Source organism: Lederbergia wuyishanensis, from assembly GCF_022900255.1.
GTDB lineage: Bacteria > Bacillota > Bacilli > Bacillales > Bacillaceae_C > Lederbergia > Lederbergia wuyishanensis.
Window position 1 is genome coordinate 179,382 of record NZ_JALIRM010000011.1, and the last position, 26,658, is coordinate 206,039.

Below are 26,658 nucleotides of genomic sequence, written 5' to 3' on the forward strand. Positions count from 1 at the left end.
CTACCTACTTTACGTATTTGTCAAACCACTCTTTATAAGTCATTGAATCTATAAGACCGTTTGTTGATTGCCTTTTCTCATACTGCATATACTCCGATTCATGAAAATAAGGAATCGTTGTTGTTCTACATCGAACGTGAAAAGGCGGTGCGCTTTCTCCTGGCTTGTAATCTTTTTCGTTATAAATCTTCCCATCTTGCTTTCTACATATATCGGAAGTTCGACTATCCAATGTCGCTAGAATCTCATATCTATCAATTCCGGCATCTTCATAACTTTTTTGAGAAGCAGCATTATGAAAAAAATTCGCTTCAGTTCGGACAAGCGCTTCAACACGTGAACGAGCAACGTCGGTAACCTCCATAATGGCTTTTGTTGTTTTTTGGATGGACCTACCAGCTGCAAAGCTTCTTTCCAACTCTTTGCGAATTGCTTTTCTGGTCGCTTCTTGGTGTCCCCATATACGCTTAGAAAACTCTTTCCCACTCCAATTGTAAGAAAGTACTTCCTCCATGGTTTTATCAGTTAAGGCTTGAACTGGACCTGTTACAACTCCCTGTTTTGCCATGTCAAACATCGTCTGATAGTAAGAGCCTTGGTAGATGTCTGCTAAACCGGTGTACGTGTATTGTTGTAATCCTTTAGAACCGCCATATAGTTCAGCCATTCTCATTTCAATTGTTAGATTAAGAGCTTCCAGACGTGAAATTCGGACGCGATAGCTTGCAGCGTTCAGAATCCGGTCATATTCAGGATTGCCAGACATCGACATTTCCCTAAATCGTTTCAAATCAATATTCTTAAAATCCTTCAATTCCTTTGCAGTTAAATACTTGCGGGCCTCTGCTAAGGTTACTTGATTCTCTGCAGCGTACCTAGCATAAAAGGTTTCAATTTGTTTCAGAATATCATGCTGTGCTTCCCGTAAACTCTCGTCCATTCGAGCAAGATATTTACTAGCTATCAGCTGTGACTCCAATTCACGTTGTGCCGATCTACTTTCCCAATATTTCTTACTCATTATCCTTCACCGGAGGAAATGAATCCTTGTAACCGTCTATTTCGCTTTGTTGTTTCTTCTCTTGTTCCTCTAGCCTTGCCTCTACCTCTTCGGTATACCAAGGATGGTTTTCTCTAATGGTTTTATCATCAAGAATCCCGACAGACTTTTCACAGTTTTCGATAGCTTCTGATTCTGCGATGATGATATCACGATTGAAAATGATATTAACCTTTTCCTTCGTGAAATCCCCCTTACTCGTCATAAGCAAGTAGTGATTGATGAACCAAAGCATGTGTTCAATCGATGACTGGAACTCTGCTTCTAGAATGTTGCAATCCATATCCAGATCACTATATCGGAATCTGAGTGCAATCCCGGAAGCATCACGAAGGTTCACATCTCTCGTATCGACTCCCCGACCAAACTCATAAATTGAATTTCGATTACGATCAATTTCTTTTTCAACAGCTTCTGTCTGAATTTCTGCCTGGAGCTTGTCCACATCTCCATTTTCATCTAACTTAACAGCCATATATTTATTCAAGTCAGATAAAAATTCTTCTAGGTCTTCGCCGCCATAGTTTACTAGTTTATAAATAAATTTAGGAATATCAGCCAATAAATCTGCATTTGTTGAAGCCTGCAGATTGTAGTTATCAATCAATGACTTGATACTATCAATTAGTGGCTGCTCTTCCTCGTTATATTTGAAGTGTATCAGCGGAATCTTTTCCCACACATAAGGCTTATCATTAATCGTGAAATGATGATTCTGTTCAATACCTGCTGGAACATCAGCAATTAACTTCCCGTTCTCTAAGATATAAAACTTAATGCCTCCAGAATGGTAATATTCCACCTTCTTCTGCTTCACTTTCTCCTTATTCATATAGATACTAACTTCATAGACTCGAAGAAAAGAGAGCACTTCCATATGTTCACTATCTCCCCAGAACGGAATAATCTGTTCGGAAGGAAATTTCATGAACGACAGGTCACCTTTTTCATTAATGTACGGATAAAGATAGGCAATTCCTTTGTTGATTGCTTCTTTCCCCACGTTTTTTATCTTTTTCAAAAGTCCGCGGTCAAAGGTTTCCTGCATAATCTTGCTATACTCTTTATTCTCGGTCCCGAATGTAGGTTCTTTTGAAAGTAGATACCCAATCTTTTGATCTACCAATTTCTTAGCAAAACCATGTGCGAGTTTCTGATTAGATTTCCAAGCGATATCTTGTTTCTTTTCGAGAATATCGGCCTTGTTTCGGTAATAGAATTCTCCTGTAATCATTTTCTTACGTCGATCACTGGCTTCCCAATCTTTTATTTCTTTAATCAATACCTCTTCATCGGTAATGACACTTTTCACCATGTCCTCTATTACACTCACCATCCTTTCATGCCAAGGTGCCCTGAACAGGTCCTCGATTAGCATTCAATCACCTCACTTTAAAATACTCATGGAAGGTTTTTTGAATAAAATTGTATTTATAAAGTATCGATCACTATCCATATGGTGATCATTCTCTTTAACCGGCTTATCCTCACCGCGATTAGCTGCCTTTTCATCCCATATATAAGAAGAAAACTCCCTCTTGGTATGCTTGCAACAATCGTTATATTTAATCATCTTTTTATTCAACGCTGTAGCGACATTCCTAATTCCATTCACCACATCATTATCTGCATCTCTTACTCTAAATCCGTCTTTTTTAATTTGTGCCTTAAACGATGCAGCTGAAGGATCCACAATTACGAAAGATATGTTCAAAGGACCAACAAACTCTTTTAAATCCTTACTGTATTCAGCATCGGTTTTCTGTTTTCCATCCCGTCCACTATGATGGTATTCCTTGACCTTGTACCAAACTCCATCATAAAAGCCCCACAAACCAAAGGCGGTAGGGTTCTGAGTTCCATAGTCAATGGATACATAATACTTTTCATATTTTCTATCAACCGTTTTAACAACATGTTCTTTTTCATTAAACATGTCATAAATAATGCCTTCAGCTAAAACCCACAAACCTAAAATATAGCGTTGAAAGAAGATTCCACTATACATACGTTTGTAACGTTCTTTTATTCGTTCAGATAATGAAAGATTATCATCCATCGTAAAATGGAGATGCAACATGTTCTTATCTGCCAACTGGTCTAAGTACTCTGTTTTAAACCAGTGATATGGTCCTTCTGGGTTACAGTTGAACCACAACTTTGAGCCTTCAACAGAACAACGTGCTGTCGCTTGATTGACGAATGACTGTGGCATTAAAGCAACTTCATCAAAGAACATTCCAGCTAAGGTAATCCCTTGAATTAAGTCCTGTGAGCCTTCGTCTTTACCACCAAATACATAAAAATAGTTGGTTACACCTTTATAGGTAATAGCCAACATATTATCTGCCCTATGGTCTCTTACTTTATAACCCCGGGATTTTAACATTCGTTTTAATGGTGTAATAACATTTCTTCGGAATGAACCAATTGTTTTTCCGGCCATCCCTAAGTTTTCATCCTGAAATGCATCCATTGCCCACATAACATAAGACAAAGACATCACAACTGTTTTTCCAGCTCTTACGGATCCATCGCATATGATGCCGTCTTTATCCTTATGAGGTGATGTGTCGGTCCACCAATTTAAAACTTTAAGCTGTTTCTTTGAAAACGGTTTGAATTTGAAAGGAGCAGGTTTCTTTTTAATCATCATCTTCATCCCATATGCCAGTAGTTGATTTTATAGCATCTAAGAATCCGTCATCTTCGTATTCAGTACCATCTTCCCCTTTAACTTTTGCTATTTCTGCTTTTAACTTCTCTTCTTGCAATCGTTTCTTATCATTCTCAGAGAGCAAGTCAAAGTACTTAGACAACATTTCAAGGGCCTTCATTTTATCTGCTAATTTAACAGATATACCATCTTTCCCTTGTTTGACTTCAGTAACGATCGTGCCATCTATTATTGAAGATTCATTGAAATCAACGTAATTGACTTCTTCCGTTACTTGTCTACCTTCTTCATCTTTTACAGGACCATACATGCCAATGACTGGCACTTCTCTCTTTCCGAAAGTTGCGTAATCTGTTATGTCTGCAAAGGCAATCTTGATGTATTTGTTCAGCACATCCACAGCATCGATGAACACACCTTGCTGCATCTCGCCTTTTAATCTCTTAATTTCGTCAGCAACCTTACGATTCCTTACTAATTCACTTCCGGTTACATGAGCCCTATCTGATGAATATCCAGCTTTGATTGCTGCCATCGTCTGATTAAACGATTTTACGTAATAAATACAAAAAAGCCTTTGTTTATCAGTGAGTTCATCACTTTTAACAACAGGCTCAAATTGTTCTTTTTGTTTTTGTGCATCTTTCTTTATTGAGGTTGCAACTTTTGTTGTTTTGGTTGCATCCTTTTTAGTTGCATCTCTAGACCAATTCTCACGACTTTTACGGCTCTTTAATGTACCCAATTTAATGTCATGTTTCTCAGCTAGTGCAGCTAATGTAATCTTGGTTGTTTCCCACTCATTTCTTATCTGCTCCCAATTAGGCATCTACATATCACCGCCACCTCTTTCTATTTCTGGACATAAGAAAAAGCACCTCAGTGGGTGCCCTATCAAAATAAAATTATCTTTTAATAGTTATTTCTTTATTCTCTAAAATAACGAACTCTCCATCTATTAACATCATATATCTTCCTAAATACTTAGAACTGGTCTTACCTTCTAAAATAAACTCCATTTCCTTAACGAAAACTCGATCTCTCAAAAGTTGTTTAAAAATATCATAAACTTCGCTGTTTTCACCTTTGATATATACAACATCTCCGGTTTTATAATAATTACCAATTGTATTTATCTCTATATCCTTATTAACAATTATCTTATCAAATCTATTCATTTTGACCCTCTCCTTTCATCTATCCAATTCGACAAAAGGAGCTATAATCCTGCTTATGTAAATTTCCTCTTGGGTCTTCCTATTCTCGGATTACCAATATGTCCGCATCTATTACACTTTTCCCACGGATAACCATTCCAATATCCGTTATAAAACCGATGCCCATATAAGAAACAGATGAATTTTCTTATCATTTAATGAACCACCTTATTTTTGAATAATAAAAACGCCACCGAAGGATGGCGCATTAACGTAATCTCGTTCATGTATGGGATTAAAACAAAGGGCGCGGAACATCCCCCTATAATCCCCCTTCATATATAGAGACATCGTATGACATTCGTATGACAAGATTTAGTCAACTGACCTTTTTTTCGACTTTAGTTTCTACCTTACGCCTAGCTCTAGTGATGTACATTTGTACTGTAGCCTTACTTAATCCTAAATCATCAGCTATCTGCCCCATACTCATTCCTTGTGCTGCATGAAGAACATAACACTGTCTTTCCCTCAGTGAAAATGATGTAAAGATGTCAGCCAGTATTATTTTTTCTTCGCTAGTCATATATAATTGGCGATTATTTATGTCTAATTGTTCAGTAATATCAGGAATAATGTCCATACTCTCGAGCGCTTTTCTTTGATAAGCCAATCTTTTGTCAACCCCTCGATATGTTCCTGGCTGTTTTCCAGTTTCTAACCATTCAATCGTGAATTCCATATCATCGATCATGCTGTTTATAACCTTTCTATCTTGGCGATCAGTTGGGTTTTCCTTATCCAAACTGTTATGAAGTTTATGAAGCTGTCTCTTTCCATTTGAATATTCCTGGATTAATTCATCTGCCCAATTTGGCATATATACCCCCTCCTTATCCTCTCTGCCTAAATGCTCCCCTGTGTCTTCTGTACGTCGGCTTATCCATTCCCATGAGACTCTTAATATCCGATTCTGTTAAAACCTCTGTACGGCGCTTCTGTAGCTTTTTCGGCTGTGGTTTTTTATATATGTTTGCTAGTTGTTGTTTAAGTGGTAGATTCATCATTTCAACTCCTTGGTTGCAAAATCACTGCAAAATTGTAAAATAGTTGCAATGACATGAAAACGTTGGTTTAATCAGCTTTTAAAATGCAAAAAGACACCAAAAAGCTTTTGCTTTCTAGTGTCCGTCGGTTCTTCCGTAAGGACTATTTATTTTTTAAAATCTCTTTTACTGATGATATTAATTGTTCCCGGTTCATCGTCGTGTATCCTTTAACTTTGTTGCGTCTGCAAGTATACTTCAAATCTTTTAACGTCCACGATTCTACAGGTGGAATTTCAATAATTATTTGCTCTTTGCTCAATCAAATAACCTCCTGCCCTTCTAATCTATCCCTTTGGCTTCGTATGATGTCAAAGGGCTGTCCATTTTTCCAAATGATTACATCTTCCCCATGACTTTTAGGTGTAACTTTCGTTAAATTGCCTCCAGAGACTATATAAATCCCATCCTCTAGCAAATCAATAACCGCCTTAGTCGTTTCATCCGTCATGCCTACCCCTCCTGCTTGTCCATTCCTTTTAAAAGATGTTCATGCACCTTCCATGCCGTTTTCTCTCCGATTCCTGGGATATCTGTTAATGTCTGCATGCGCTCAGATAAGAACTTATGGAAGATGTCCGTTGCTTCCTGATATCCTACTTGCCTGCCTTGTTCGAATCCTTTTTGAAAGACTGGATTTCGTTTGGATTTGGGTTTTAGTTGGTAGGCGTTCATCCACCATCCACTCCTAATGCTTGCCGTGCTTTTTCTCCATCATCTTCTAAAATAGTTGCGTTCACTTCTTCCCAAACATCCACTGAATACTCGTAATTGCTCTTATCAGCATAAAACTCCAACGCTTCACGGAGCCTTAATATTTCATTATTCTTTTCTTTAATCTCATCAATGAGATATCTGTTATGGGCTTGAACTTCACTGACCAACTTATTCCAACTCATTTGGATTCCTCCAATGCTTGACGGGCTTTTTCTCCACCGTCTTTCTCAACTTCGTTCATGTCAATGTCTGGATATTCAACATAGTGATTCTTATTATCAGCATAAAACTCCAACGATTCACGCAACTGTTCAGCCTTTCTAGTCTGAATCATGACCGAATCACAAAGTGTTTTTATTTCTCTCTGTTGCTCTTCTATCCTCATAGCTGCTTCAATTGGGCATTTGATACACCATTCTTTTAATCTTTTAAATTCTTCAAGGTGTTCATTCATTTGGATTCCTCCATGTCTATATATACATATCCTTTACCTTCACATTGTGGACAGTGCTTTTGTCGAGTTCTCCAAGAATTATTACAGATGCAACATGTGATTTTTTCTAAGTTTTCTAATCGCTCTGCCTGTTCCTCCACAGTGGAAATGAGCCGTTTGTAATCACCCTTAGGTATAACTAAAAATCTTCCCCTAACGTCATATTCCTTGTACTCACGGCGCATTACCTCTTCTAACTGTTCTTTATCGTTTTTTCGACGATTCTTCACAATAGCTAGATTATCATCAGTTAAAATTCTGCAATCATCTTTATCACAAACCCAATCCCCATAAACAGCAGTTATACCTTCATCATCATAGATAAACTCTCCACAAGAGTCACAACGATATTTTTCCTTATTCACACTCATCACATACCGTCCTCCAACTCCCATTTATCCGTTTATGGCTGCCTTGCCCTTTGACAACCATCTCACCGCATTTATGACAGATGCCTTTGTATTTCACTGGATTCACTCCTTCACTTTGTATTCGTATTTAGACGTTAGCTTTATTTAATTCATCCACGGGAAAGCCACGTTTTATAAAATCCTTAAACCGTTCCAATTCTCGCTCATAGCACAATTCTTGATACATTAATCGCAAGTCACTTCGAGTTAAGTTGACTTTAAAATATTCATTAAATCTTTTTAGTAACCGATTCGCATCCCTTTCGTCTAAACCCTTACCGATAGGGCGACATAGAGCAAAAACTACATATAATTTAACTTCTTCAATATCCTTACATCGATTAATCCCTACGTAAGTATTAGTGGGTTCGTCAATGATTAATTCACCAAACCTATTCAGCAAATCGACTTTGAACTCTTTCATAAATTCCACTACTTCATTAAAATCTAATGTCACTTTTTTCACCCTTTCAATACGTCGCTTTTTTGTCTACTCATCATCTAGCAATCTTCAATTCTTTCCTGCATAACTCCGGTAAATTTGCCTTTACTAACGATTTTGCAAATGGTGGAGGAACACTATTTCCTACTCTTGCCACTTGTGAGGTTTTTGGATAACTTTTTCCTTCAAAATCCTTGTCGATAATGTAATCAGTAGGGAATCCCTGGGCGTTGAATAATTCTCTTGGTTGCAACATTCTTAACCCGATGTCTGATATACCCTTGTAACTTCCTTTGACTGTCACTAAGCCAAACCTGTCTTTAGTTGTAATAGTATGGAGTGGACCGTTTAGTGATTGCCCTATATCTGATCCGTAAAATTTAGTTAAGAACGCATATACTTTTTCAGTCTCATTATTAAGTGTTATATTTTCAGTGAGAGTAGCCTTGACTAATCCAAAACGATTCGCGGTCGGTATGGTTGATATCGGCTCTCTCAAACTACTTCCTCTCACTTCATCTCCTTGATGTGTGTAATAGTGGATTAAAAAGTACGCTGCATCATCAACAACAAATGGTTCATCCTCTAATACAAATTTCCCGATTCCTCTTCCAATTCTTATCATCGTGTTTTCAGCAAGAGGCTTTTTTCTTCCAAAAATACTAGGTACAGGAATTGACCAATCAATAATCTCTCCTGCTGTCCTATACGGCTTTTTAAGACCTAATTGGACATTTACTTCATCTGGCTCACCATGAGTAGCTTTCGGCCATATAATTGGTTTACCGTCACATCTAGCAATCATGAAGAATCTTTTTCTGGTGGTAGGTGCACCATAATCACATGCTCGCAATTCTTTGAATTTCACTTGATAACCTTGTCTTTTGAGCGCATTTACGAATGCTTTAAATGTTTTTCCTTTTTTATTAGGATCAGGATGTCCATTTTCCAATAATGGTCCCCAAGTTTTAAATTCCTCAACATTTTCCAAAATGATAACTCTCGGCCGTACTGTAGCTGCCCATCTGACTGCCACCCATGCAAGCCCTCTAATTTCCTTTTTCTTAGGTTTTCCACCTTTCGCTTTGCTAAAGTGAGTGCAATCAGGAGAAAACCAACATAAACCTACTTTTCTACCTTTTACCACTTCTCTAGGATCTACATCCCAAACACTTTCAAGATAATGCTCTGTATCCGGATGATTTGCTTTATGCATAGCGATAGCAGCTGGATCATGATTAATGGCAATATCTACATTCAATCCTGTTGCCATCTCAATCCCAGTGGATGCACCTCCACCGCCTGCAAAGTTATCGACTATGATTTCTCTAAATAAATCTAGCTGCATTTCCTCACCTACAATTCTTCAAATCTCCCATTCTCGTATTTAACAAGCGTTAACTTATGCGGATATTTCTTCTCAAAAAGCTTTTGCTTGAGCCTGAAAACATCCGTCAATGCTCCTTTTACATCGATTACTTCTATCGACCCATCCAGATGATGTATTTCAAAATCTGCTATGTAATCGATGGCTCTATGGCTTTTGCCGTTCTTTTCAAATCCGTCTTGAAGCCTGTATCTTGGCTGGTTCCGAAAGAACAATATCTGTTTATTAGCTTCAAGCCATTTTAATTGCTGGTAATACTTTGATTCTGCGATGCTATCAAAAACAATTCCGTCCAGTTCAACTTTTCTATTGCCATATTTGGATTTCCTAGACCTCGAAACTTTCCTGTACTGCTCTATTGTCATTCTCTGCCCCATGATGATCCTCCTTTACTACCTAAAACCAAGCGTTGGCGCTACATTCCGCATCGACTTCTTTAAACGATTGAAGCACCCATTCATATTTGAGTTCCTCGTAATCTAGCTTCCAGATGTTCTGACCTTGCTGTGAACGAGTCACTCCTGAAGCAAGCAATTTATCTAAAAGAAAGTTCTTTTTCATTTCTTCTTTGGTGGCTGAAACTAGTGCTGTAGTCATTTACATCATCCTTTCAGCTATTTAATTAACGGAACATATCCATATATTTCTTCTTGTAACCATTCACCATTTTCATCTTGAGGAGATAACCCGTATTTCACTTGACTGCCTTTTCCATTCTCCGTTACCTCTGCTGTAAAACAATGCCACGTCTCATCTAACTTGAATCTATCTCGACCAATAATCGTTAAATCTTGAAATGAATATGATTTTTGAGCTGTCACGCCGCATTCTCCCCCTTAACCTCTTTTTCTAGAAACTTAATCGCACCCTGCCTGTCCAATCCTGTGGCTTTTTCAAGCTTTGAGAGCAACATGTCAAACTGTCGCACATATTGCTGCTCTCCGAATCTGTCATATTGGCCGATGGTGATGATTAGTTGGTCAATCAATCTTTTAATCATTTACCAACCCTCCAATCGGTGATTTAACAATTTTCTATCTCCTTTTATGAGGACCATGAAATCTTGGCACATTTGGCGAATTCTAGTTCCTAACGCTTCGTCAATCTGTTCAATTTCATCAATATCCAGTTCCGATGACACCATAATCGGCATGTGATTCAAATACCTGTGATTGATAACTGCGTACATTTGCTCAATTTGCCATTCAGAAGCCCTTGCTTTTCGTTCCTTTCCGGTCGGCTTGAACAAATCATCCACAAACAGAACGTCAATCTTTTTCATACGGTCCAATTTTTCTTCCAGTTTGTCAAAGTCATCCCTGAGGTCGGTGAATCCCTCAACATAAGGGAAATATAAAACTGGTACATGTAATCTATTAATCAAGTTATTTGCAATAGCTGTTAACAAATGCGTTTTTCCTGCCCCTGGTTGACCAAGTAAAGCTATGCTGTTGTGCCTTGAATCTTTTATAGCTTCGTACTCTTGGAAATATTCAACCGCACACTCATAAGAGTCTTTAATGACTTGTGGTTTTCCTTCCGTTCTAAAGTTTTGGAAGCTTAACTTTTTAAATTCCTCCGTAATGTCACTGGACTTCATAATTTTTTTTAACCTATCTTGCTCAACACATTTACATTGTCGTGAAAAGGTATCTCGCCATTCCCAACCTTGATCAGGTGTACAAACCTTTCCTGCAAAGAAGTCATCCTCTGTCACCATCGATTCTGGAATTAAGGTTCCGAACCCTTGGACTTCCTTCCATTCGGTATCTTTGTGAACTCTGTAAATAATTATTTTTTTGTCTTTGCAAACGCGGCAGCTAAACTGTTCTTCTTCGTATTCGACCGACTTGTTCACCTGTAATGGAGTCGTTCTTTGTCGAAGTTTTTCTAGTACTTCGCTTATGTTCATGCTTGCCATTTTCAGGTAACCTCCTTTTTGCAAGTTGTCTAGCCTTTTCGGCAGCTTCCATCTTGGCGTAATGGTCCGTAATATATTTTTCGCAGTAGCTAAAAGCCTTTATGGCTCCTTCTGGTTCACGCTCTGCATATTCATGAAAGCACTGTTCAAGCAATTTGATTGTTTGTGGTAACGGCATACCACGGGCGACAATCCGGGCGATCGCTTCATAGTCTTTCACGTTAGGATGGACCTCACGACCTTCCAACACGGTTCTTAAGTCAATGAATTTTTCAGCAATAACATCTACAGGGTCAGAATCTTTATTATTAGTAATAGTAATAGAAGTACTTATAATATCTTTATTAGATTGGACACTTTTGTCCATTCTCTATTTTCAGGTTGGACATTTTTGTCCACTCTCTCAAAGAACCCTCTTTTTGAATTTTTAACTGTTAAAATTAATCCATAAGGCGCTCGAGTGATTCGTATGTACTCATGTTGTTCAAGAACATCGAGCCACCTTCTAACCGTTTTTTCGTTCACATTAAATATTTCTGATAGATCCGATAGCTTGTGAGGCTTATTTCCTTTAACAATGCCCCACACGATCCCATCTTTTTCTTTTTCAGTAGTTGTTGAGCTGACACACCATAGAAACAACCAGATAGCATTTCCAATGTTTTTGTAGTGTTCAGGAGTAAGCAAGCCGGAATATGTGTTAAATGGATAACTGTGGGACATTGATTCACCTTCTTTCGCAAACTGCAAACCTGTTTTTTACTGATTTCACTACATAATCTGGATACCTTGTCATATATTTGAGTACAAGTATTTTCAAGTGTTCTTTGTCCTCAGCCTTCTCGAATATCCAAGAAGGCAGCAGAACCTTTGTGTGGTTAATCAAAAGGGAATTCCTCTTGCAAAGCTTCAAAATCTATATCATCAAAATTAATCTCTTCTGCTGATGCTTTTTCAGGTTCTTTGTCTTTTGTTTTTTCGTTTTCTATTTCTGTGAATTCGGCATCGACGACAGGTTCATTTTTCATGCTATTTTCTTTTTTCTTCACTGGCAGCAACTCAATAATTCTTTTTAATCCGGTAATTTCTTGAAGGTTTAAATCAAATAATTTTTTGTCAAAGTGTTTTCTAGAAAGTTCTAATGCATCATCGCCATTCATTTTTTTACTTTCCAATACCTTGTCTAATTCTTTGAAGGTTGCTTTTTTTAAATCGTCTTCATCAGCAGTTTCTGTTTCGCTTATATTTATTTCTCTGCGTTGTGTCTGCCTTGCGTTTTCCTGTACAGCATCCCTTGAACCTTCAATAGTGTGATCATCAATATCTACACCAAATTGAGCTTTCAGTGCTCGTTTTAAGACGTGTTTTTTGAACATGTCATTGAAGTTGGATTTCCATAAAGGATTTCTACCTTTTTCTAAATGTTCAACCTCACTACGGTCCATGAAAATTACTTGATCTGGCGCATCTTTTCTTTTGGCAATGGCATAGGCAGCAACTGCTTTACCTCGAAAAGGAAGGGCAATTTTATGATTTGTCACTTTGAATTCTCCATCTACCAGTTCAGCTTCAAAATGTTCCACTTCGTTTTCTCCGATAATTTCAGCCGATGCAGTAATATAGTCTGGATGTTGTCTTGCTAGGTAATGAATCCCCTCTACACTTATTTGAATGTTCATTGTTCCGTTATAAGGAATAGCATATATATGATTCATAAAAGGATTTAAACCAGATGCAGCACAAGTCTGGATGAATAGATTAAACTGTGCATCATTGATTCCTTGTCCAACCAATGTTTGTTTAAGCGTGGCAACCTCACCACGAGTTAATGAACCTGCTACAACTTCTTTTGGATCTGCTTTTTGAATTTGAGTTGTCATTAGGAAGCGACCTCCTTGATTTCATCTTTTACTTCGATTTTCAATTCTCCGACTCTTACTTTTGCGGTAATCAATTGCCCTGTTGGCGCTGTATATCTCAAGATAGATTCAGCGTTATCGACAAATGTTGGAACAATTATTCCGGATTGTTTGCTGAGGACCTCGACCATCTCTAGGCCACATTTGATTCTTTCAGCAGTTGACAGTTTGCTATATGGTTTTCCATCCATCTTGATTTCGAATATATCTTTGCGATTTCCGTTCTTTAATTCATCAAACAATTGAACAGATATTGTAGTAAACAAGCTATCTACCTTCCTGACCATTACTAATGCTTGTTTAGCTTGGAATGCTTTAATTGCTTCGAGAATGCTTTGAGATTCGTTTCGTTCAGAAAGTAGCATTTCTTTTCTTTCAGCTGCTATGTCAATATCTGTTTTAAGTGCAATTAACCTTTCTGCAGCATCACGCTTTGCCATCAGTTGATACACCTGGTCATCCAATTCTTTGCTACGCGCTTGCGTATCAGGCACTTCAATTTCTGGAATGGCAGCTAATTTTTCTTTTAGTTTTTGTAACTCTACTGTCATTCTCTTACCTTCTTCAATTGCTTCTTGGAATCTATTTAAATGGTTATCTTTAACCTTCTTAATAGAATCTTCATTTAATGATTGACCACATGTTTGGCAATTTTCTTGAAGCTTCTCTTCACGAATAGATAGAGCTTTTTCTTTTTGTTTAAATATCCGATCGCTTAAGTAATCAATTTCTGATTGAATGGATGTTCTGTTTTGCATAGAACGGAAAGCTTGATGTCTTTTCTCATCTAGTCCGTCGCGTTCATTTACTAATGTTTCGATTTCTTTTTGAATTGCCGCTGAATCAATCTGCTTGGAATCAGAATCTTTTTCTAACTGCTCTTGTAACGTTAGGAGCCTTTCACTGGCTCTTTCATACTCACTATCACGTTTTTTGAATCGTTCCTTATGGAGGCTTTCTAAATCGCTTAATGAGTGTGATTTCAAATTTTCTTTAAGTAGTTCGGCCTGAATCTTTGGCATTTCAGCAAACACTTCACTATTTAAAGGCTCGTCCACATATTTAAGGACCTGCTCCCGTTGTTCTTTCCAGTTCTGCGAAAAGAAATAAATTGGATTGAACATGGATAAAAACAAATCTTTATCGAAAAGGTCAGCAACAAACTGATTAAACTCCGTAGCCTTTTTCGGTACCTCATCAATGTAATATTTAGCTGTTTTCTTTTGATTTCTTGTGAGTGTTGTTTCCTGACCATCTACAATGAGTGTAAGAGATACCTTACTTTCTGCTTCAAAGTCATTGATTGGATTTGGCTCAAGCTTACCTCCTAACTGATCAAGTCCAAATAGTACCCAGGATACCGCATCTGCAATGGATGATTTTCCGGCTCCATTTTTACCGAAGATGTTTGTGATTTCACCAAAATTAAGTGATAGCTTTTTATGATTCTTGAAATTTTCTATTTCAATTTGCTTGAAAGTAATATCCAACTTTATCTCTCCCTTGATTCAATTTTCAAAGTGCTGTAAACTGTACTTAATTAAATGTTTTAAACCGCGGACTTCCTTAAGCCAAAGGAAGTCTTTTTTCATGATGCAATGGTGTATTTCGCTCCAAGCTGTTCAATGAGGTAATCTTCAAGATTCTTTTCCAACACGACTTCATTCCCGATCTCGACGATTGAATCACCTTCAAAGATTTCTTCACCAGTAGCATCTACACCCCAATGCCTTTCACCATCGTTCCAAAGACTATCAACAACCATTGGATTTTCTACCATTCTTATCACCTACCCTTTATGTATTTAGGTATCAGCGAGTGAGCGCCTAACAGCGCGAAAGGCTATTGCCACTCACTCGTGACCTGATGGATTAGTACCATCGTCATGACCGGAAGGAAAAGGGAATGGTGTGAGGTGGGAAACCTTCCGATCATGACGACAGGCACTAAAGCCTGTCTTGTATTTATTTGTCAAAGTATGGTATAATATGTGTAACATAATTTCTTAAGCAGTTTTGAGTGGCAGCTCATTACTGCTTTTTCTTTTGTTCATTTTGGAAAACTCCTATAAAATAACCTACAATTCCAAATAAGGTTGCCATTAACATTGCTGTTGAAATTTCCATCATTCATCCTCCCGTGGTTTAAAACCCAATTTTAGATATCTTTTATTAAGTGCATTTACTATCTTTTCAGCTCTGTATTCATTAGGGTCCTCATTATGTAGATCTAGCAGCGTCTTCGCCCAATGTCCTAATTCTTGATATTTTGTGTTTAAATCCATGTGATAAATCCTCCGATTAACATTGAGATGTTCTGGATGATCGTTGTCGGGTCAACCCCTACAAGTAAAGCAACCAACATTTCCTGCGCTTGCGTGATATGACACCACCGAATTAAATCATCTGCCTTTAAGATTGTTTTATCGTTCTCTAAACGTGAAACCGTGCTGCGTGGAATAAACATTCTCAACGCCATTTCTTCCTGACTCAATCCGGCGGTGATTCTTGCTTTCTTTAACACCGCCCCTAGGTTCATATATTGTTCTCACCTCCTTACGATGTGCTGGATTAGCACATTTTGTGTTGAAACTGGACAGATTTATGTCTTGTAAGCTAGTAAACTAGAGTTAAGAGATAGACATTTTTAAATAATTGGTGTTGTAATGGACGTATTCAATATTTTTGTTAATCCATATAAAAACTTCATCTCTTGGGTAACGAGCTTGCACCACTTTAGACTTTGGAAAACCTTCCATTCGAATAATATTTTCAACTGTTGGTAGTGCTACCTGAAATAGATCTGCCAAGTCTTTCTTTTTTAACAAGGTTGGTAAAGCTTGTTGTTCTTTCGCATCATTCAATCCCTGTTCATAAGCTTGTTGGAACATTTCTTTTAGGCTTTCACTCAAAAGATTTGCTTTTAATTCATCAAGAGAGATTTGCATTTAGATCACCGCCTTCTTATTTAGTTCTTTTTTAAGCCTGTTAATGATGTAAGACTGCCCTTTCGGAGTAACCCTTGTTGTTAACCAAGTGAATGCGCCTTTAGAACTTCCTTTGACTCCTTGTGCTATCTCAAAGTAGCCTCGATCGATGTATTCTTGGTAAGGTTCATTTTTGTTAGCAAAGACTAACTTCCACTCCCGAAGTTTCTGCCATAGTCTGCGCTCACCTGTAATGATTCCATTCTTAGAACAAAGTTTTGCAACTTCTCTTACAAGGAGACTCTTATCAGAAGTCATGCAAGCCTCTGCGAAAGCTACTAAAGGTTGTTGTTGTTTGATTCTTTGCTCAGCTTCTATGCGTTTTTGTTGTTCATCTTTTAATTGAGTAGCAATTTTTATTATGGTATCTGGATTAAGCAAGACTTCTTCTATTTTCTCAGGTGTCATGTATGCCCCATGTTTTCTGATAGATGGTAGAACTTCTTGCTTAACCCACTTTTTAAATGTTTTGGCTTCTAACTTTCGACTAGCAAAGATTAATTCGTAAAGGCCAGATTCGTTGATGATTGAAAAACTTCTGTTTTGTCTGCCGTCGTTTAAAACGACATCAGCTTTTTCTTCATCTTCCAGTCTGGTTAGTGCATGTCTGCTATTACTTATTTCCAAAATGTCACACACATCTTTAGCAACAAACCAAGGTTCGTTGTTGTGCATTACTGTTCTGATTTCTTGACCTTTGTAATCGAAAACCCTTTGAAGTTGGTTCATTTTTTCGCCTCCTATATAGCTTGTTTATGATTTTTGATACATTTTTTATCATCAAATTCAAAAAAAAGATCTGGAAATAACTTTCTCATATCTGTTTCGAAAAAGTTTTCATATTTAATCATGGTTTCTCTACCAGGATTAGCAACGCCTTTTTCAAGTTTTCTTACATAAATTGTTGATATATCTAGTTTTTCAGATAAATCTTGCTGTGTTAGCTTATGTTTAATTCTTAAAGTTTTTAATAATTTGCGTTCCATTTTGTCACCACCTCTTTTGATACATTTTTTATCGTTATGTTTAATATATACGATAAGTTTTTTATCGTCAACTTCTTTTTGAAAAATATTTTATCAATGATACAAAAATTATCGCTAAATAGTTATAATGGAGGTGAAATGAGGTGCTTCTTCTAATGGAAGATAAGAAAATACTAGGAGAACGATTAAAAAGTCTTAGAGGGAAAAGAACTCAAGAAGAGGTAGCTAATCTACTCGGATTATCTAGAGCCAGATATTCTCATTATGAAAATAATAGAGTAGAGCCAGATACCGAGATATTAAATAAACTTGCTGATTTTTACAATGTAACTACAGACTACCTTCTTGGTAGAACTATTAATCCTGATCCAATCCGTAAAGACGAAGAAGTAGAAAGTTTGCTTTATTATAAAAATAAGATTGTTTCGGAGTTTCCAGACATAGACCTCATGTTTAAAGATATGGAGACGCTAACAGCTGAAGATATGAAAGAAGTATATGAGTATATAAAATTTAAGATGAGTCAGAAAAAGGACGATTAAATAATATTCAAGCTTATTAATTAGGTGTACATAAATATGTGCGCCTTATAAAATAACCAAAAATAGAACATACATTCGATTAGTAAGGGGGTCATTCTTTGTATTCACACCTCGAAGAGTACATATATGAACTATATACATCCATCGGAGTGGAGAATCCTAGCGATTTGAATATGAAATTCATAGCTAAGAAACTAGGAGTAAAAATTATATATAAGAAGCGAGCATTCAGATTAGAAAATGAAATTTTATTAACAAATGGTACTAAAAGCGAGGAATGGGTCGAATTCGGACATGAAATTTGTCACTTTTTACGACATGTAGGTAATCAATTAAATATGCACTCTTTATTTAGAAACCTTCAAGAATGGCAATCTGATTATTTTGCTTACCATTTTTGTGTACCTACTTTCATGCTAGTAGATTTTGAATTTCCTAGATATTCCGAACAAGCAATACAACAAATTGCTCAAAGTTTTAATGTAACAATTGAGTTTGCTCGTACTCGTTTTAATATGTATCAAAATAAAAAGCAATACCACCTTTACCAAGAAGAATGGCAATATTCGCAAGTTGCTGATTATCAAAATGCATACTCAACAGAAGAAGTTATAGACATGGAATTTAATCTGGATCATGAAATACTTCCCGATGAATTCTACGAATTTTTTGACCTCTCGACAAATAAAGATGCCAAAATTGCAGGAGCAATCAAATTTATAAAACATATAAGAAAGAAGCAATTAAGATGAAAATATTTTACGAAGAAATTGACGGTATGCTAAATCCTAAACTAATGATTATTCCATTTTCAGCTGAAACTCAAACTCATCGTGTACAAGTCGATGTCGAAGCCTCCTTCGAGCAAATGTACTCAGATGATTTTCATGATGACTTCAAGGCGCTAACAATCACTCAAGGTGAAATGTTGCGCGACCATTTTAAAGAAACAACGTTTTTAATTGATATAAAACTCGTTGAACAATCCTTGTTAAAACAGGAAATTTATCCTGAATTAATATATGAAATCGACTACTTTGTCATGTTAATAGATGATGTTGAAGAATTGTTGCAAATGGATGTGAGAAGATTCTATCTTGAATAAAAAAGAGAGGAGTTAAACTGTAATGCCACAACAAAGACTTTATCACGAATTTGTAGGAAATCAATTAATCCCTTATTGGTATGTTCTGACTTTCGATTATCGTGAAATTGATTGGAATAAAGCTCTTTATTTTTACGAAGCCATCTGGCCGTTTGAATTTGTGGAAAGGGATGAGTTCGATGATTCTTTAATCAGCTACCCTATTTACTTCTCGGACTTTATTTTTAATAATCTATCTCCCAATAAGATTGGAATTAATTTAAAACGCGTTAAAAAGAGGATGCAGATGGATAATACAGATCCTTGTATCGTCAATCAACTGATTGTACCCACTTACGAATTAATTGATTTACTACATTTTCTACCAAGTGAAAGAAAAACAGAGTTTGCTATTATAACGTAATTTAAGTGAGTAATAACAATAAAGGAGTGATATTAGTGGCTAGTTTTCAAAGTTATAAAACAAAAAACGGCGAAAGATATATGTTTAAAATATACACAGGCATTGATCCGGCCACTGGCAAGAGAAAACATACAACACGAAGAGGTTTTAAATCACTTGGTGAGGCTAGAACAGCAGCTAGACATATGGAAAATGAAATCGAAGCAGGTAATAGTCTGAAAGATATCCCCATTACATTCAAAGAATTTAGTGAATTGTGGATAAGTCTATATCAGGAGGAAAGAGGAGTTAAGCCTGGTACTATCAGAATTAGGAGACACGAAATAAATAATCTATTACCATATTTCAAAAACATCAAAATGGCCGATATTACTCAACAACAATATCAAAATGCTTTAGGTAAACTTAATCAAAAGTTCGCAAGAAATACATTAGACGGTATTCATAGAACCGGAAGAATGATATTCCGAAAGGCATTAGAAAAAGAAATTATTAAAAAAGATCCGACGGAGTTTGCATACATACCGAGGAAAGCCCAAACGGTTGAGGAATTAGAAAGCTTTTATGAGTTGCCAAAGTATATGGAAAAAGAAGATTTAGCTTTGTTTTTAAAAACCGCCAAAGAAAATGGTTTGGACTTAGATTTTGAAATTTTCGTCACACTTGCTTATACAGGAATAAGGATTGGTGAACTTTGCCCTCTAAAGAAAACAGACTTAATAAAAAATAATGATGGAGGTTATTCTCTATCTATTACCAAAACGTATTATAATCCCACAAACAACATAAAATCATTTAAACTAGTTACACCAAAAACTAAATCATCACGAAGAATTATCGACATAGATAATCTAGTTGTTAGGTGCTTGAAATCAGTTATAGAAAGGAACGAAGAAATTAAGCGCATCGCAGGAAAAGATTATTTAGATGAAGGTTTTATTTTTGTAAATAATGGCACGAATCCCGGATATCCTCTTTACGTTAAAATCATTCAGCAAAGAATGAGAAGAGTTTTAAAGCTAGCCAAATTAAACGAGTCATTAACACCCCACTCATTAAGGCATACTCATACATCTTTGTTAGCTGAGGCAGGTGTTAGTTTGGAAAGAATAATGGAACGTTTAGGTCATTCCGATGATGATATTACTAAAAAAGTATACCTCCATACAACTGAAGCTGTAAGAAAAAGAGACTCTGAAAAGTTCGGAAATCTTATGAAAAGTGTCTTGGATTTTGAGTAAATATGGTCAAAAAATGGTCACGGGATAAACCCATGACCATTTAACATTGACACTATAACGTTTTCAGGCGAACCTTACATCATGCCGCCCATTCCACCCATGCCGCCCATATCAGGCATTGCAGGGCCAGCAGGTTCTGGCTTGTCAGCAACTACTGCTTCAGTTGTTAATAGCATAGATGCTACAGATGCAGCGTTTTGTAGAGCTGAACGAGTTACTTTAGTTGGGTCTACGATACCAGCTTCGATCATGTTAACCCACTCGTTTGTAGCAGCGTTGAATCCTACGCCGATTTCTTCTTTTTTCAGACGCTCAACAACAACAGATCCTTCAAGACCAGCGTTGTGTGCGATTTGGCGTACAGGCTCTTCTAGTGAACGAAGTACGATGCGAATTCCTGTTGCAACGTCGCCTTCTGCTTCAAGAGCAGCTACTTTGTTGTAAACATTAACAAGTGCTGTTCCACCACCAGAAACGATTCCTTCTTCAACAGCCGCACGAGTCGCGTTCAATGCGTCTTCAATACGAAGTTTGCGCTCTTTCAATTCTGTTTCAGTTGCTGCACCTACTTTAATGACAGCTACACCGCCAGCAAGTTTTGCTAAGCGCTCTTGTAATTTTTCTTTATCGAACTCGGAAGTAGTTTCTTCCATCTGTACACGGATTTGGTTAACACGTGCACCGATATTTGCAGAGTCTCCAGCACCTTCAACGATTGTTGTGTTTTCTTTAGTAACAACAACTTTCGCTGCACGTCCAAGAGAATCGATTGTTGCAGATTTAAGATCTAATCCTAGTTCTTCAGTGATAACTTCACCGCCTGTAAGGATAGCAATATCTTCAAGCATTGCTTTACGACGGTCACCAAAGCCAGGAGCTTTAACAGCAACTGCATTGAATGTTCCACGAAGTTTGTTCACAACAAGTGTTGCTAGAGCTTCGCCTTCTACATCTTCAGCAATCATCAATAATGGCTTGCCTTGTTGAACAACTTGCTCAAGAACAGGAAGAATTTCTTGGATATTAGAAATTTTCTTGTCAGTGATCAAGATGTATGGGTTATCAAGTACAGCTTCCATTTTATCAGAATCTGTTACCATGTATGGAGAAGCATATCCACGGTCGAATTGCATACCTTCTACTACATCAAGTTCAGTAGTGAAGCCTTTTGATTCTTCGATTGTGATAACGCCGTCGTTTCCAACGCGCTCCATTGCTTCTGCGATAAGTTGTCCTACTTCATCGTCACCTGAAGAAATAGCAGCAACTTGTGCGATAGATTCTTTATCTTCAATTTGCTTAGAAATTGATTTAAGCTCTTCTACTGCAGTTACAACTGCTTTTTCAATACCTTTTTTAACGCCAACAGGATTAGCTCCAGCTGTAACGTTTTTCAAGCCTTCACGAATCATCGCTTGTGCAAGAACCGTTGCAGTTGTTGTACCATCACCCGCTACGTCATTTGTTTTACTTGCAACTTCAGAAACAAGCTTCGCACCCATATTTTCAAATGCATCTTCAAACTCAATTTCTTTTGCAATAGTTACGCCGTCATTTGTAATTAGTGGAGAACCGAATTTTTTCTCAAGAACAACGTTACGTCCTTTTGGTCCCAATGTAACTTTAACAGCATCTGCTAATTGGTCTACACCGCGTAATAACGCGCGACGAGCATCTTCTGAGAATTTAATTTCTTTTGCCATTGAAAAATGACCTCCTCATACGTTTTATAATGTTAAAATAGAATCAGACTTACTTTCCGACAACTGCTAAAATGTCTGATTCACGTAGAATCAAATATTCAGTACCTTGGTATTTCACTTCTGTTCCAGCGTATTTTGAGAAGATAATTGTATCTCCTTCAGATACCTCAAGAGCAACACGCTCACCGTTGTCAAGAACACGGCCCGTCCCTACAGCAACTACTTTACCTTCCTGCGGTTTTTCCTTTGCTGTATCCGGAAGTACAATACCACTAGCTGTTTTTTCTTCCGATTCTACTAGCTCAATAATGACGCGATCACCCAATGGTTTTAACAAGTGAAACAACCTCCTTAAATGAATATGTATTTTTTATTTATTAGCACTCTTACTCATTGAGTGCTAACACAGTTATTATAATAATAAATTCAATTTTGATTTGCAAGCCTCAAGCTCTTTTTATTTAAAAATCTTTTTCTCCAAACATCTACAAAATTTTTAAAAGGTTTCCTATTTGAAGGGTTGGAAGTTTATTAGTAAAATGAAGGTTGTCGCTTTTTATTTTGATTGAAGGGATTTCTGTTGATGAATAAAAAATATCTATATATATTGATAACTTATATCGCGATGCAGCTTTCTGTATTTATTGGTATGCCTTTGGTCGGTTTCGCAGGGGTTTTATTATTTCATATTGAGCCCGCAAAAATGGATATACTAGCAACAGGCATATGGGTTGTATTTAGCTTTTTGGTAGGATTAATCATTATTCTTCTGATATTAAGAAAAGCCGAACCACAAACGAGAGTGGAAAAATTAGAGCCCCTGCCGGTAGCAAGCTCTGTCTTATGGGCAATCGGAGGGATTTTTATTGCTTTCGTTGCTCAAATGATTGGAGTCATGATCGAAACAGCCATTGGCATTAAGCCAGGTTCCGAGAATACTGAAAACATAATGAACTTAATTAAATTAGTTCCATTAGTCGTGCTATCCAGTTCGATTTTCGGGCCGATTTTAGAGGAAATCGTCTTTAGAAAAGTCATTTTTGGTCTTTTATATAATCGCTATCCTTTCTGGGTAGCAGCATTATTAAGTTCTTTAATATTCTCACTTGCCCATTTTGATCCAATGCATATTATTTTATACGCTGCCATGGGATTCACATTTGCCTTTTTATATGTAAAAACAAAAAGAATTATCGTCCCAATTATTTCGCATATGATGATGAATACGATGGTCACAGTCGTGCAATTTAAGTATATGAATCAGCAAGCTGGATTTTATGAATGGGTTCACGGTTGGATTGGAGGGTTTTTTGGATGAGATCTCCGTTTTTTTCTGGGATCGTATATTTAGTACTTGGATGCATCTTTACTTTTTTCGCAATCCAACAAGTAACGATGAGTGATTGGAATTTTTTCGTATATTTACTACTTATTTTAGCAACGTTTGACTTTGGTGCAGGATTTCGATTGATTGCATTGCATTTTAGAATAAAAAAGCAAAGAAATAAGAAGTAGAAATAGATACCATCAAATATAACTATCCTACTGCTAAGAGGCCAACTCCTATATGATTTGGCCTCTTATTTATATTGTATTAAAAAAAAAGGAATAATGGGAGATATATAGAATTTTATAATAAACATACATTTTAAGTGAGGTAGAAAAAATGGTTGTTCTAAAAAATCTTTTAAACGAATTCACTGATATACACAATAAATTTATCGCCGATTGGAACGAAGCTATGAAATCAGGTGATACATCATCGGTAAATAGAATGGCTGATGATTATTATGTTGCGTTTTTTAAAGGTGCAAATGATATGCCAATTATCTATAGTAAACAAGAGGCCGTATCCGGAATGAATCAATCTGTTCAACACTTTTTAGGCGCATGTAAAAAGTTTGAAAATAGGATTATTCGACTTAAAAATAACGAAAATGCGGTGGTTTTTTATGAGCAGTTGATTGTAAAAAACGAGAGCGTATTGGCAAGACTTTTTACAATCGAGAATTGGAAACTTATTAATGATAAATGGATGATTGTTAGAGAAATCGAAGAACCGATTCACTAATTTCTCTAATTTTTTTCATAAAAAAGCGCAAGAGTCTTCCCATCGAAACAGTTGATGAGCAAGGCACTTACGCTTTTCTTTATACCATCTGATTCTCTTCTTTTCTTCTTTCAGCTTCAGCGGCTTGAGCTTTTTTGTATCCAATCGTTGCTATCCACACACTAATTTCATAGAGCAGTAAAAGTGGTACGGTTACCATCAAATGAGACACAATGTCAGGTGGTGTGATAAGCGCTGCGATAACAAATAGCACGAAATACGCGTATTTTCGTATCTTTTTTAATAACATCGGTGTAACAATTCCGAGTCTCGTTAAGAATAACAGGATAACTGGTAGTTGAAATAATAATCCGAATGGTAGTGTTATTTGAAATAAAAATTGAAAATATTCGTTGATACCGATTGTCGATGTAATTCCCATATCATTCGATAAGCCAAGCATGAACTTCATGACAAAAGGAAATAGAATAAAATAAGAAAATGCTAATCCTGCTAAAAATAGAAATACAGAAGCTGGAATATATCCTAGTGTCACTCTACGTTCTCTTTCAAGTAAGCCCGGACTTACGAATGACCAAATTTGGTATAAGATCATCGGAGACGTAACAATTAACGCTAACACAAATACCATGTTCATATATACTTTAAACGGATCCGTCACACGGAACGCATTCATCGTTAGTTCTTTTGCCTCTGCTGCATTTTGAAGAAGAGAAATCAATGGTTCTACTAGGAAAAAACTAAGAATTAGGGCAAATACGAAGAAAACGACTATGATCATCAGCCGTTTTCTTAATTCGTCTATATGTTCTAAAATCGTCATATGATTTTGATTCATTGCACGTTCATCCTATCATTGGTCGGCGTCTTTTTTCTGATCCTTCTCTTTATCTTTCTCATCATCATCCGCCAAACCTGCTGTAGCATTTTTAAATTCGCGAAGTGTTTTTCCAGCCGCCTTCCCTAATTCAGGCAATTTTTTGGGGCCAAATATTAATATAGCAACAAGACCGATTAATACTGCACTAGTTGGTCCAATCATACCTAATACCATTTGCGCCCACCTCCTTATTCATTTATTGTAAATGAAGATATTCCATTTGGCTATTCCCAAACAGTTATTCTTGTGAACTTTCCGTGTCTTCATTCGGATAATTTTTTAAGAAATAAATGAGTGACTGAAGTTCTACCGCAAGGTCAATATGGTGCACTCTTACTGACGGTGGGACTGCAAGTCTTGCAGGGGTAAAATTCAATATCCCCTTCACGTCTGTATTTTCAAGTCGATCGGTGATTTGCTGTGCAGCAGCTGCTGGTACGGTTAAAATGACAGCTGTTATTCCTTCTTCATTCAATCTTTCTTCAAGTTCAGCCATGTCATAAATTGGCACATCGCTAATCTTTGTTCCGATCTTTTCAGGACTAACTTCGAAAGCCATCGCTATTTTTGTATTATTATTTTTTAAGAAATTATAGTTTAAAAATGCCGTTCCAAGATTACCAACACCTATTAGTGCCACTTTCGTCAGTTCATCTTGATCTAAAGTTTTACTAAAAAATGATAATAGATAATTTACATTATACCCATATCCTTTTTTTCCTAACGCACCAAAATATGAGAAATCACGTCGTATTGTTGCAGAATCAACTTTTACCGCTTCACTTAGCTGTGCAGAAGATACTCGCTGTTTTCCTGATGCATGTAAATTTTTTATAAAACGATAATAAAGAGGCAACCTTTTTGCCGTTGCATGCGGTATTTTTGTTGTTTCTTCGTTCATAATAAAACCTCCAAACCTTCACTCATCGTTAGATTGTCGCTTATAGTCTTTTCCGGTTGTTCCACCTGTTTTTTCAATAAGATAAGTCGGTCCTACGATCATACTTTTGTCTACTGCTTTACACATATCATAAACCGTTAATGCTGCTACAGATACTGCAGTCAAAGCTTCCATCTCAACTCCAGTATTTCCTATTGTTTTCACTGAAGCTTGTATGTCTAGTTGCCAATTTCCATCTGTCTTTTTTCTCCATCCAAAAGAGATATCGATTCCTTTTAAAGGGATTGGATGACACATGGGTATAATTTCCCATGTTTTTTTCGCAGCCATAATTCCTGCAACTTGCGCTACGGCAAGAACATCACCCTTCTTTATTTTGTTTTCCGTAATATGTTCATAAATAATCTCATTCACTTCGATACTTGATTGGGCGATTGCAGTTCGCACCGTTTCGGGTTTCGCACTAACATCAACCATCTTTGCGCGTCCCTGCTCATTAAAATGAGTTAAATTATTCACTGCCAACACCTCTCTATTATCATACACTATTT

At 36.8% G+C, this 26,658-nt stretch carries 44 protein-coding genes; 8 read left to right on the forward strand and 36 right to left on the reverse strand.

From position 1 onward, the window contains the following. Positions 1–4: 4 nt before the first annotated feature. From MT489_RS15700 to MT489_RS15845, 30 genes are all read right to left on the reverse strand, one after another. On the reverse strand, positions 5–1,021 hold the full coding sequence (locus MT489_RS15700) for a minor capsid protein (RefSeq protein WP_244682505.1): 1,017 nt from the start codon (positions 1,019–1,021) through the stop codon (positions 5–7). Then, complete coding sequence (locus tag MT489_RS15705; RefSeq protein ID WP_244682506.1) at positions 1,014–2,438, reverse strand: phage portal protein; 1,425 nt, start codon at positions 2,436–2,438, stop codon at positions 1,014–1,016. The genes MT489_RS15700 and MT489_RS15705 overlap by 8 nt, the downstream gene beginning before the upstream one ends. A 9-nt stretch (positions 2,439–2,447) precedes the next feature. After that, complete coding sequence (locus tag MT489_RS15710) at positions 2,448–3,722, reverse strand: PBSX family phage terminase large subunit (RefSeq protein ID WP_280518655.1); 1,275 nt, start codon at positions 3,720–3,722, stop codon at positions 2,448–2,450. Next, positions 3,706–4,566, reverse strand: a complete 861-nt coding sequence (locus MT489_RS15715; protein ID WP_244682508.1) for a terminase small subunit — start codon at positions 4,564–4,566, stop codon at positions 3,706–3,708. The genes MT489_RS15710 and MT489_RS15715 overlap by 17 nt, the downstream gene beginning before the upstream one ends. 76 nt (positions 4,567–4,642) lie before the next feature. Beyond that, a complete protein-coding gene (locus tag MT489_RS15720) occupies positions 4,643–4,915 on the reverse strand; it encodes a hypothetical protein (RefSeq protein ID WP_244682509.1) in 273 nt (90 codons plus the stop codon). A 358-nt stretch (positions 4,916–5,273) separates the two neighbouring features. Beyond that, entirely contained in the window at positions 5,274–5,774 is a 501-nt protein-coding gene (locus MT489_RS15725) for a sigma factor-like helix-turn-helix DNA-binding protein (RefSeq protein WP_244682510.1), read from the reverse strand. 13 nt (positions 5,775–5,787) lie between these two features. After that, complete coding sequence (locus tag MT489_RS15730) at positions 5,788–5,958, reverse strand: hypothetical protein (protein ID WP_244682511.1); 171 nt, start codon at positions 5,956–5,958, stop codon at positions 5,788–5,790. A gap of 145 nt (positions 5,959–6,103) precedes the next feature. Continuing rightward, positions 6,104–6,262: a hypothetical protein gene (locus tag MT489_RS15735; protein ID WP_244682512.1), complete on the reverse strand. Its 159-nt coding sequence runs from the start codon at positions 6,260–6,262 to the stop codon at positions 6,104–6,106. Continuing rightward, on the reverse strand, positions 6,263–6,451 hold the full coding sequence (locus MT489_RS15740; RefSeq protein ID WP_244682513.1) for a hypothetical protein: 189 nt from the start codon (positions 6,449–6,451) through the stop codon (positions 6,263–6,265). A gap of 2 nt (positions 6,452–6,453) precedes the next feature. Further along, complete coding sequence (locus tag MT489_RS15745) at positions 6,454–6,675, reverse strand: hypothetical protein (RefSeq protein ID WP_244682514.1); 222 nt, start codon at positions 6,673–6,675, stop codon at positions 6,454–6,456. Then, positions 6,672–6,899 carry a hypothetical protein gene (locus MT489_RS15750; RefSeq protein WP_244682515.1) on the reverse strand — a complete coding sequence of 76 codons (228 nt, stop codon included), beginning with the start codon at positions 6,897–6,899 and terminating at the stop codon, positions 6,672–6,674. Before MT489_RS15750 ends, MT489_RS15745 begins: the two co-directional genes overlap by 4 nt. After that, entirely contained in the window at positions 6,896–7,171 is a 276-nt protein-coding gene (locus tag MT489_RS15755; protein ID WP_244682516.1) for a hypothetical protein, read from the reverse strand. Before MT489_RS15755 ends, MT489_RS15750 begins: the two co-directional genes overlap by 4 nt. Beyond that, complete coding sequence (locus MT489_RS15760; protein WP_244682517.1) at positions 7,168–7,581, reverse strand: hypothetical protein; 414 nt, start codon at positions 7,579–7,581, stop codon at positions 7,168–7,170. Before MT489_RS15760 ends, MT489_RS15755 begins: the two co-directional genes overlap by 4 nt. Before the next feature lie 127 nt (positions 7,582–7,708). Further along, positions 7,709–8,077 (reverse strand): hypothetical protein, encoded by a 369-nt coding sequence (locus MT489_RS15765; protein ID WP_244682518.1) that lies wholly within the window; start codon positions 8,075–8,077, stop codon positions 7,709–7,711. A 40-nt stretch (positions 8,078–8,117) separates the two neighbouring features. Beyond that, positions 8,118–9,410 (reverse strand): DNA cytosine methyltransferase, encoded by a 1,293-nt coding sequence (locus MT489_RS15770; RefSeq protein WP_244682519.1) that lies wholly within the window; start codon positions 9,408–9,410, stop codon positions 8,118–8,120. 8 nt (positions 9,411–9,418) lie between these two features. Next, positions 9,419–9,826, reverse strand: a complete 408-nt coding sequence (locus tag MT489_RS15775; protein ID WP_244682520.1) for a DUF1064 domain-containing protein — start codon at positions 9,824–9,826, stop codon at positions 9,419–9,421. A 19-nt stretch (positions 9,827–9,845) separates the two neighbouring features. Then, positions 9,846–10,046: a hypothetical protein gene (locus MT489_RS15780; protein ID WP_244682521.1), complete on the reverse strand. Its 201-nt coding sequence runs from the start codon at positions 10,044–10,046 to the stop codon at positions 9,846–9,848. A 17-nt stretch (positions 10,047–10,063) separates the two neighbouring features. After that, positions 10,064–10,270: a hypothetical protein gene (locus MT489_RS15785; protein ID WP_244682522.1), complete on the reverse strand. Its 207-nt coding sequence runs from the start codon at positions 10,268–10,270 to the stop codon at positions 10,064–10,066. Further along, positions 10,267–10,449 (reverse strand): hypothetical protein, encoded by a 183-nt coding sequence (locus MT489_RS15790; RefSeq protein ID WP_244682523.1) that lies wholly within the window; start codon positions 10,447–10,449, stop codon positions 10,267–10,269. The genes MT489_RS15785 and MT489_RS15790 overlap by 4 nt, the downstream gene beginning before the upstream one ends. Further along, positions 10,450–11,361, reverse strand: a complete 912-nt coding sequence (locus MT489_RS15795) for an ATP-binding protein (protein WP_370876405.1) — start codon at positions 11,359–11,361, stop codon at positions 10,450–10,452. Continuing rightward, on the reverse strand, positions 11,270–11,737 hold the full coding sequence (locus MT489_RS15800; protein WP_244682525.1) for a hypothetical protein: 468 nt from the start codon (positions 11,735–11,737) through the stop codon (positions 11,270–11,272). The genes MT489_RS15795 and MT489_RS15800 overlap by 92 nt, the downstream gene beginning before the upstream one ends. Continuing rightward, on the reverse strand, positions 11,701–12,093 hold the full coding sequence (locus MT489_RS15805) for a DeoR/GlpR family DNA-binding transcription regulator (protein ID WP_244682526.1): 393 nt from the start codon (positions 12,091–12,093) through the stop codon (positions 11,701–11,703). The genes MT489_RS15800 and MT489_RS15805 overlap by 37 nt, the downstream gene beginning before the upstream one ends. Positions 12,094–12,248: 155 nt before the next feature. After that, the gene (locus MT489_RS15810) at positions 12,249–13,250 is read right to left on the reverse strand and encodes a RecT family recombinase (protein ID WP_244682527.1); all 1,002 of its coding nucleotides are present in this window, start codon (positions 13,248–13,250) and stop codon (positions 12,249–12,251) included. Next, positions 13,250–14,779, reverse strand: a complete 1,530-nt coding sequence (locus MT489_RS15815) for a DUF2813 domain-containing protein (protein WP_244682528.1) — start codon at positions 14,777–14,779, stop codon at positions 13,250–13,252. Before MT489_RS15815 ends, MT489_RS15810 begins: the two co-directional genes overlap by 1 nt. Positions 14,780–14,877: 98 nt before the next feature. Then, positions 14,878–15,069, reverse strand: coding sequence for a YqaI family protein (locus tag MT489_RS15820; protein WP_244682529.1), 192 nt, complete (start codon positions 15,067–15,069; stop codon positions 14,878–14,880). A gap of 345 nt (positions 15,070–15,414) precedes the next feature. After that, positions 15,415–15,573: a hypothetical protein gene (locus MT489_RS15825; protein ID WP_244682530.1), complete on the reverse strand. Its 159-nt coding sequence runs from the start codon at positions 15,571–15,573 to the stop codon at positions 15,415–15,417. Next, entirely contained in the window at positions 15,564–15,827 is a 264-nt protein-coding gene (locus MT489_RS15830) for a helix-turn-helix domain-containing protein (protein WP_244682531.1), read from the reverse strand. Before MT489_RS15830 ends, MT489_RS15825 begins: the two co-directional genes overlap by 10 nt. A 91-nt stretch (positions 15,828–15,918) precedes the next feature. Then, complete coding sequence (locus MT489_RS15835) at positions 15,919–16,236, reverse strand: hypothetical protein (protein ID WP_244682532.1); 318 nt, start codon at positions 16,234–16,236, stop codon at positions 15,919–15,921. After that, positions 16,237–17,004 carry a BRO family protein gene (locus tag MT489_RS15840; RefSeq protein WP_244682533.1) on the reverse strand — a complete coding sequence of 256 codons (768 nt, stop codon included), beginning with the start codon at positions 17,002–17,004 and terminating at the stop codon, positions 16,237–16,239. Positions 17,005–17,015: 11 nt separating this feature from the next. After that, positions 17,016–17,261, reverse strand: a complete 246-nt coding sequence (locus tag MT489_RS15845) for a helix-turn-helix domain-containing protein (RefSeq protein WP_244682534.1) — start codon at positions 17,259–17,261, stop codon at positions 17,016–17,018. A 170-nt stretch (positions 17,262–17,431) separates the two neighbouring features. Here MT489_RS15845 and MT489_RS22350 point away from each other — a divergent pair, with 170 nt between their 5' ends. The 5 genes from MT489_RS22350 to MT489_RS15870 all read left to right on the forward strand — a co-directional run bounded on the left by MT489_RS22350 (position 17,432) and on the right by MT489_RS15870 (position 20,552). Then, a complete protein-coding gene (locus MT489_RS22350) occupies positions 17,432–17,803 on the forward strand; it encodes a helix-turn-helix domain-containing protein (RefSeq protein ID WP_307415928.1) in 372 nt (123 codons plus the stop codon). Between the two features lie 98 nt (positions 17,804–17,901). Then, a complete protein-coding gene (locus MT489_RS15855; protein ID WP_244682535.1) occupies positions 17,902–18,555 on the forward strand; it encodes an ImmA/IrrE family metallo-endopeptidase in 654 nt (217 codons plus the stop codon). Then, positions 18,552–18,908 (forward strand): hypothetical protein, encoded by a 357-nt coding sequence (locus MT489_RS15860; protein WP_244682536.1) that lies wholly within the window; start codon positions 18,552–18,554, stop codon positions 18,906–18,908. Before MT489_RS15855 ends, MT489_RS15860 begins: the two co-directional genes overlap by 4 nt. A gap of 22 nt (positions 18,909–18,930) precedes the next feature. Beyond that, entirely contained in the window at positions 18,931–19,311 is a 381-nt protein-coding gene (locus MT489_RS15865; protein WP_244682537.1) for a hypothetical protein, read from the forward strand. Between the two features lie 35 nt (positions 19,312–19,346). Further along, entirely contained in the window at positions 19,347–20,552 is a 1,206-nt protein-coding gene (locus MT489_RS15870) for a site-specific integrase (protein ID WP_244682538.1), read from the forward strand. Between the two features lie 74 nt (positions 20,553–20,626). On the opposite strand, the gene groL is transcribed toward MT489_RS15870, so the two are convergent. Both groL and groES read right to left on the reverse strand, forming a co-directional pair. Beyond that, positions 20,627–22,255 carry a chaperonin GroEL gene (gene groL / locus MT489_RS15875; protein ID WP_244682539.1) on the reverse strand — a complete coding sequence of 543 codons (1,629 nt, stop codon included), beginning with the start codon at positions 22,253–22,255 and terminating at the stop codon, positions 20,627–20,629. Positions 22,256–22,304: 49 nt separating this feature from the next. Further along, positions 22,305–22,592, reverse strand: coding sequence for a co-chaperone GroES (gene groES, locus MT489_RS15880; RefSeq protein WP_244682540.1), 288 nt, complete (start codon positions 22,590–22,592; stop codon positions 22,305–22,307). Positions 22,593–22,838: 246 nt separating this feature from the next. On the opposite strand from groES, the gene MT489_RS15885 reads away from it, so the two are divergent. The 3 genes from MT489_RS15885 to MT489_RS15895 all read left to right on the forward strand — a co-directional run bounded on the left by MT489_RS15885 (position 22,839) and on the right by MT489_RS15895 (position 24,326). After that, a complete protein-coding gene (locus MT489_RS15885; RefSeq protein WP_244682541.1) occupies positions 22,839–23,573 on the forward strand; it encodes a CPBP family intramembrane glutamic endopeptidase in 735 nt (244 codons plus the stop codon). After that, positions 23,570–23,770 (forward strand): YdiK family protein, encoded by a 201-nt coding sequence (locus tag MT489_RS15890; RefSeq protein WP_244682542.1) that lies wholly within the window; start codon positions 23,570–23,572, stop codon positions 23,768–23,770. Before MT489_RS15885 ends, MT489_RS15890 begins: the two co-directional genes overlap by 4 nt. Positions 23,771–23,921: 151 nt before the next feature. Then, on the forward strand, positions 23,922–24,326 hold the full coding sequence (locus tag MT489_RS15895; protein ID WP_244682543.1) for a nuclear transport factor 2 family protein: 405 nt from the start codon (positions 23,922–23,924) through the stop codon (positions 24,324–24,326). A gap of 79 nt (positions 24,327–24,405) precedes the next feature. Here MT489_RS15895 and tatC read toward each other — a convergent pair whose 3' ends face one another. The 4 genes from tatC to moaC all read right to left on the reverse strand — a co-directional run bounded on the left by tatC (position 24,406) and on the right by moaC (position 26,626). Then, positions 24,406–25,164, reverse strand: a complete 759-nt coding sequence (tatC, locus tag MT489_RS15900) for a twin-arginine translocase subunit TatC (protein WP_244682544.1) — start codon at positions 25,162–25,164, stop codon at positions 24,406–24,408. Between the two features lie 15 nt (positions 25,165–25,179). Beyond that, a complete protein-coding gene (locus tag MT489_RS15905) occupies positions 25,180–25,368 on the reverse strand; it encodes a twin-arginine translocase TatA/TatE family subunit (RefSeq protein WP_213131303.1) in 189 nt (62 codons plus the stop codon). A 76-nt stretch (positions 25,369–25,444) separates the two neighbouring features. Further along, on the reverse strand, positions 25,445–26,107 hold the full coding sequence (locus MT489_RS15910) for a redox-sensing transcriptional repressor Rex (RefSeq protein WP_244682545.1): 663 nt from the start codon (positions 26,105–26,107) through the stop codon (positions 25,445–25,447). 18 nt (positions 26,108–26,125) lie between these two features. Further along, positions 26,126–26,626, reverse strand: a complete 501-nt coding sequence (gene moaC / locus MT489_RS15915; RefSeq protein WP_244682546.1) for a cyclic pyranopterin monophosphate synthase MoaC — start codon at positions 26,624–26,626, stop codon at positions 26,126–26,128. Between the last annotated feature and the right edge of the window lie 32 nt (positions 26,627–26,658).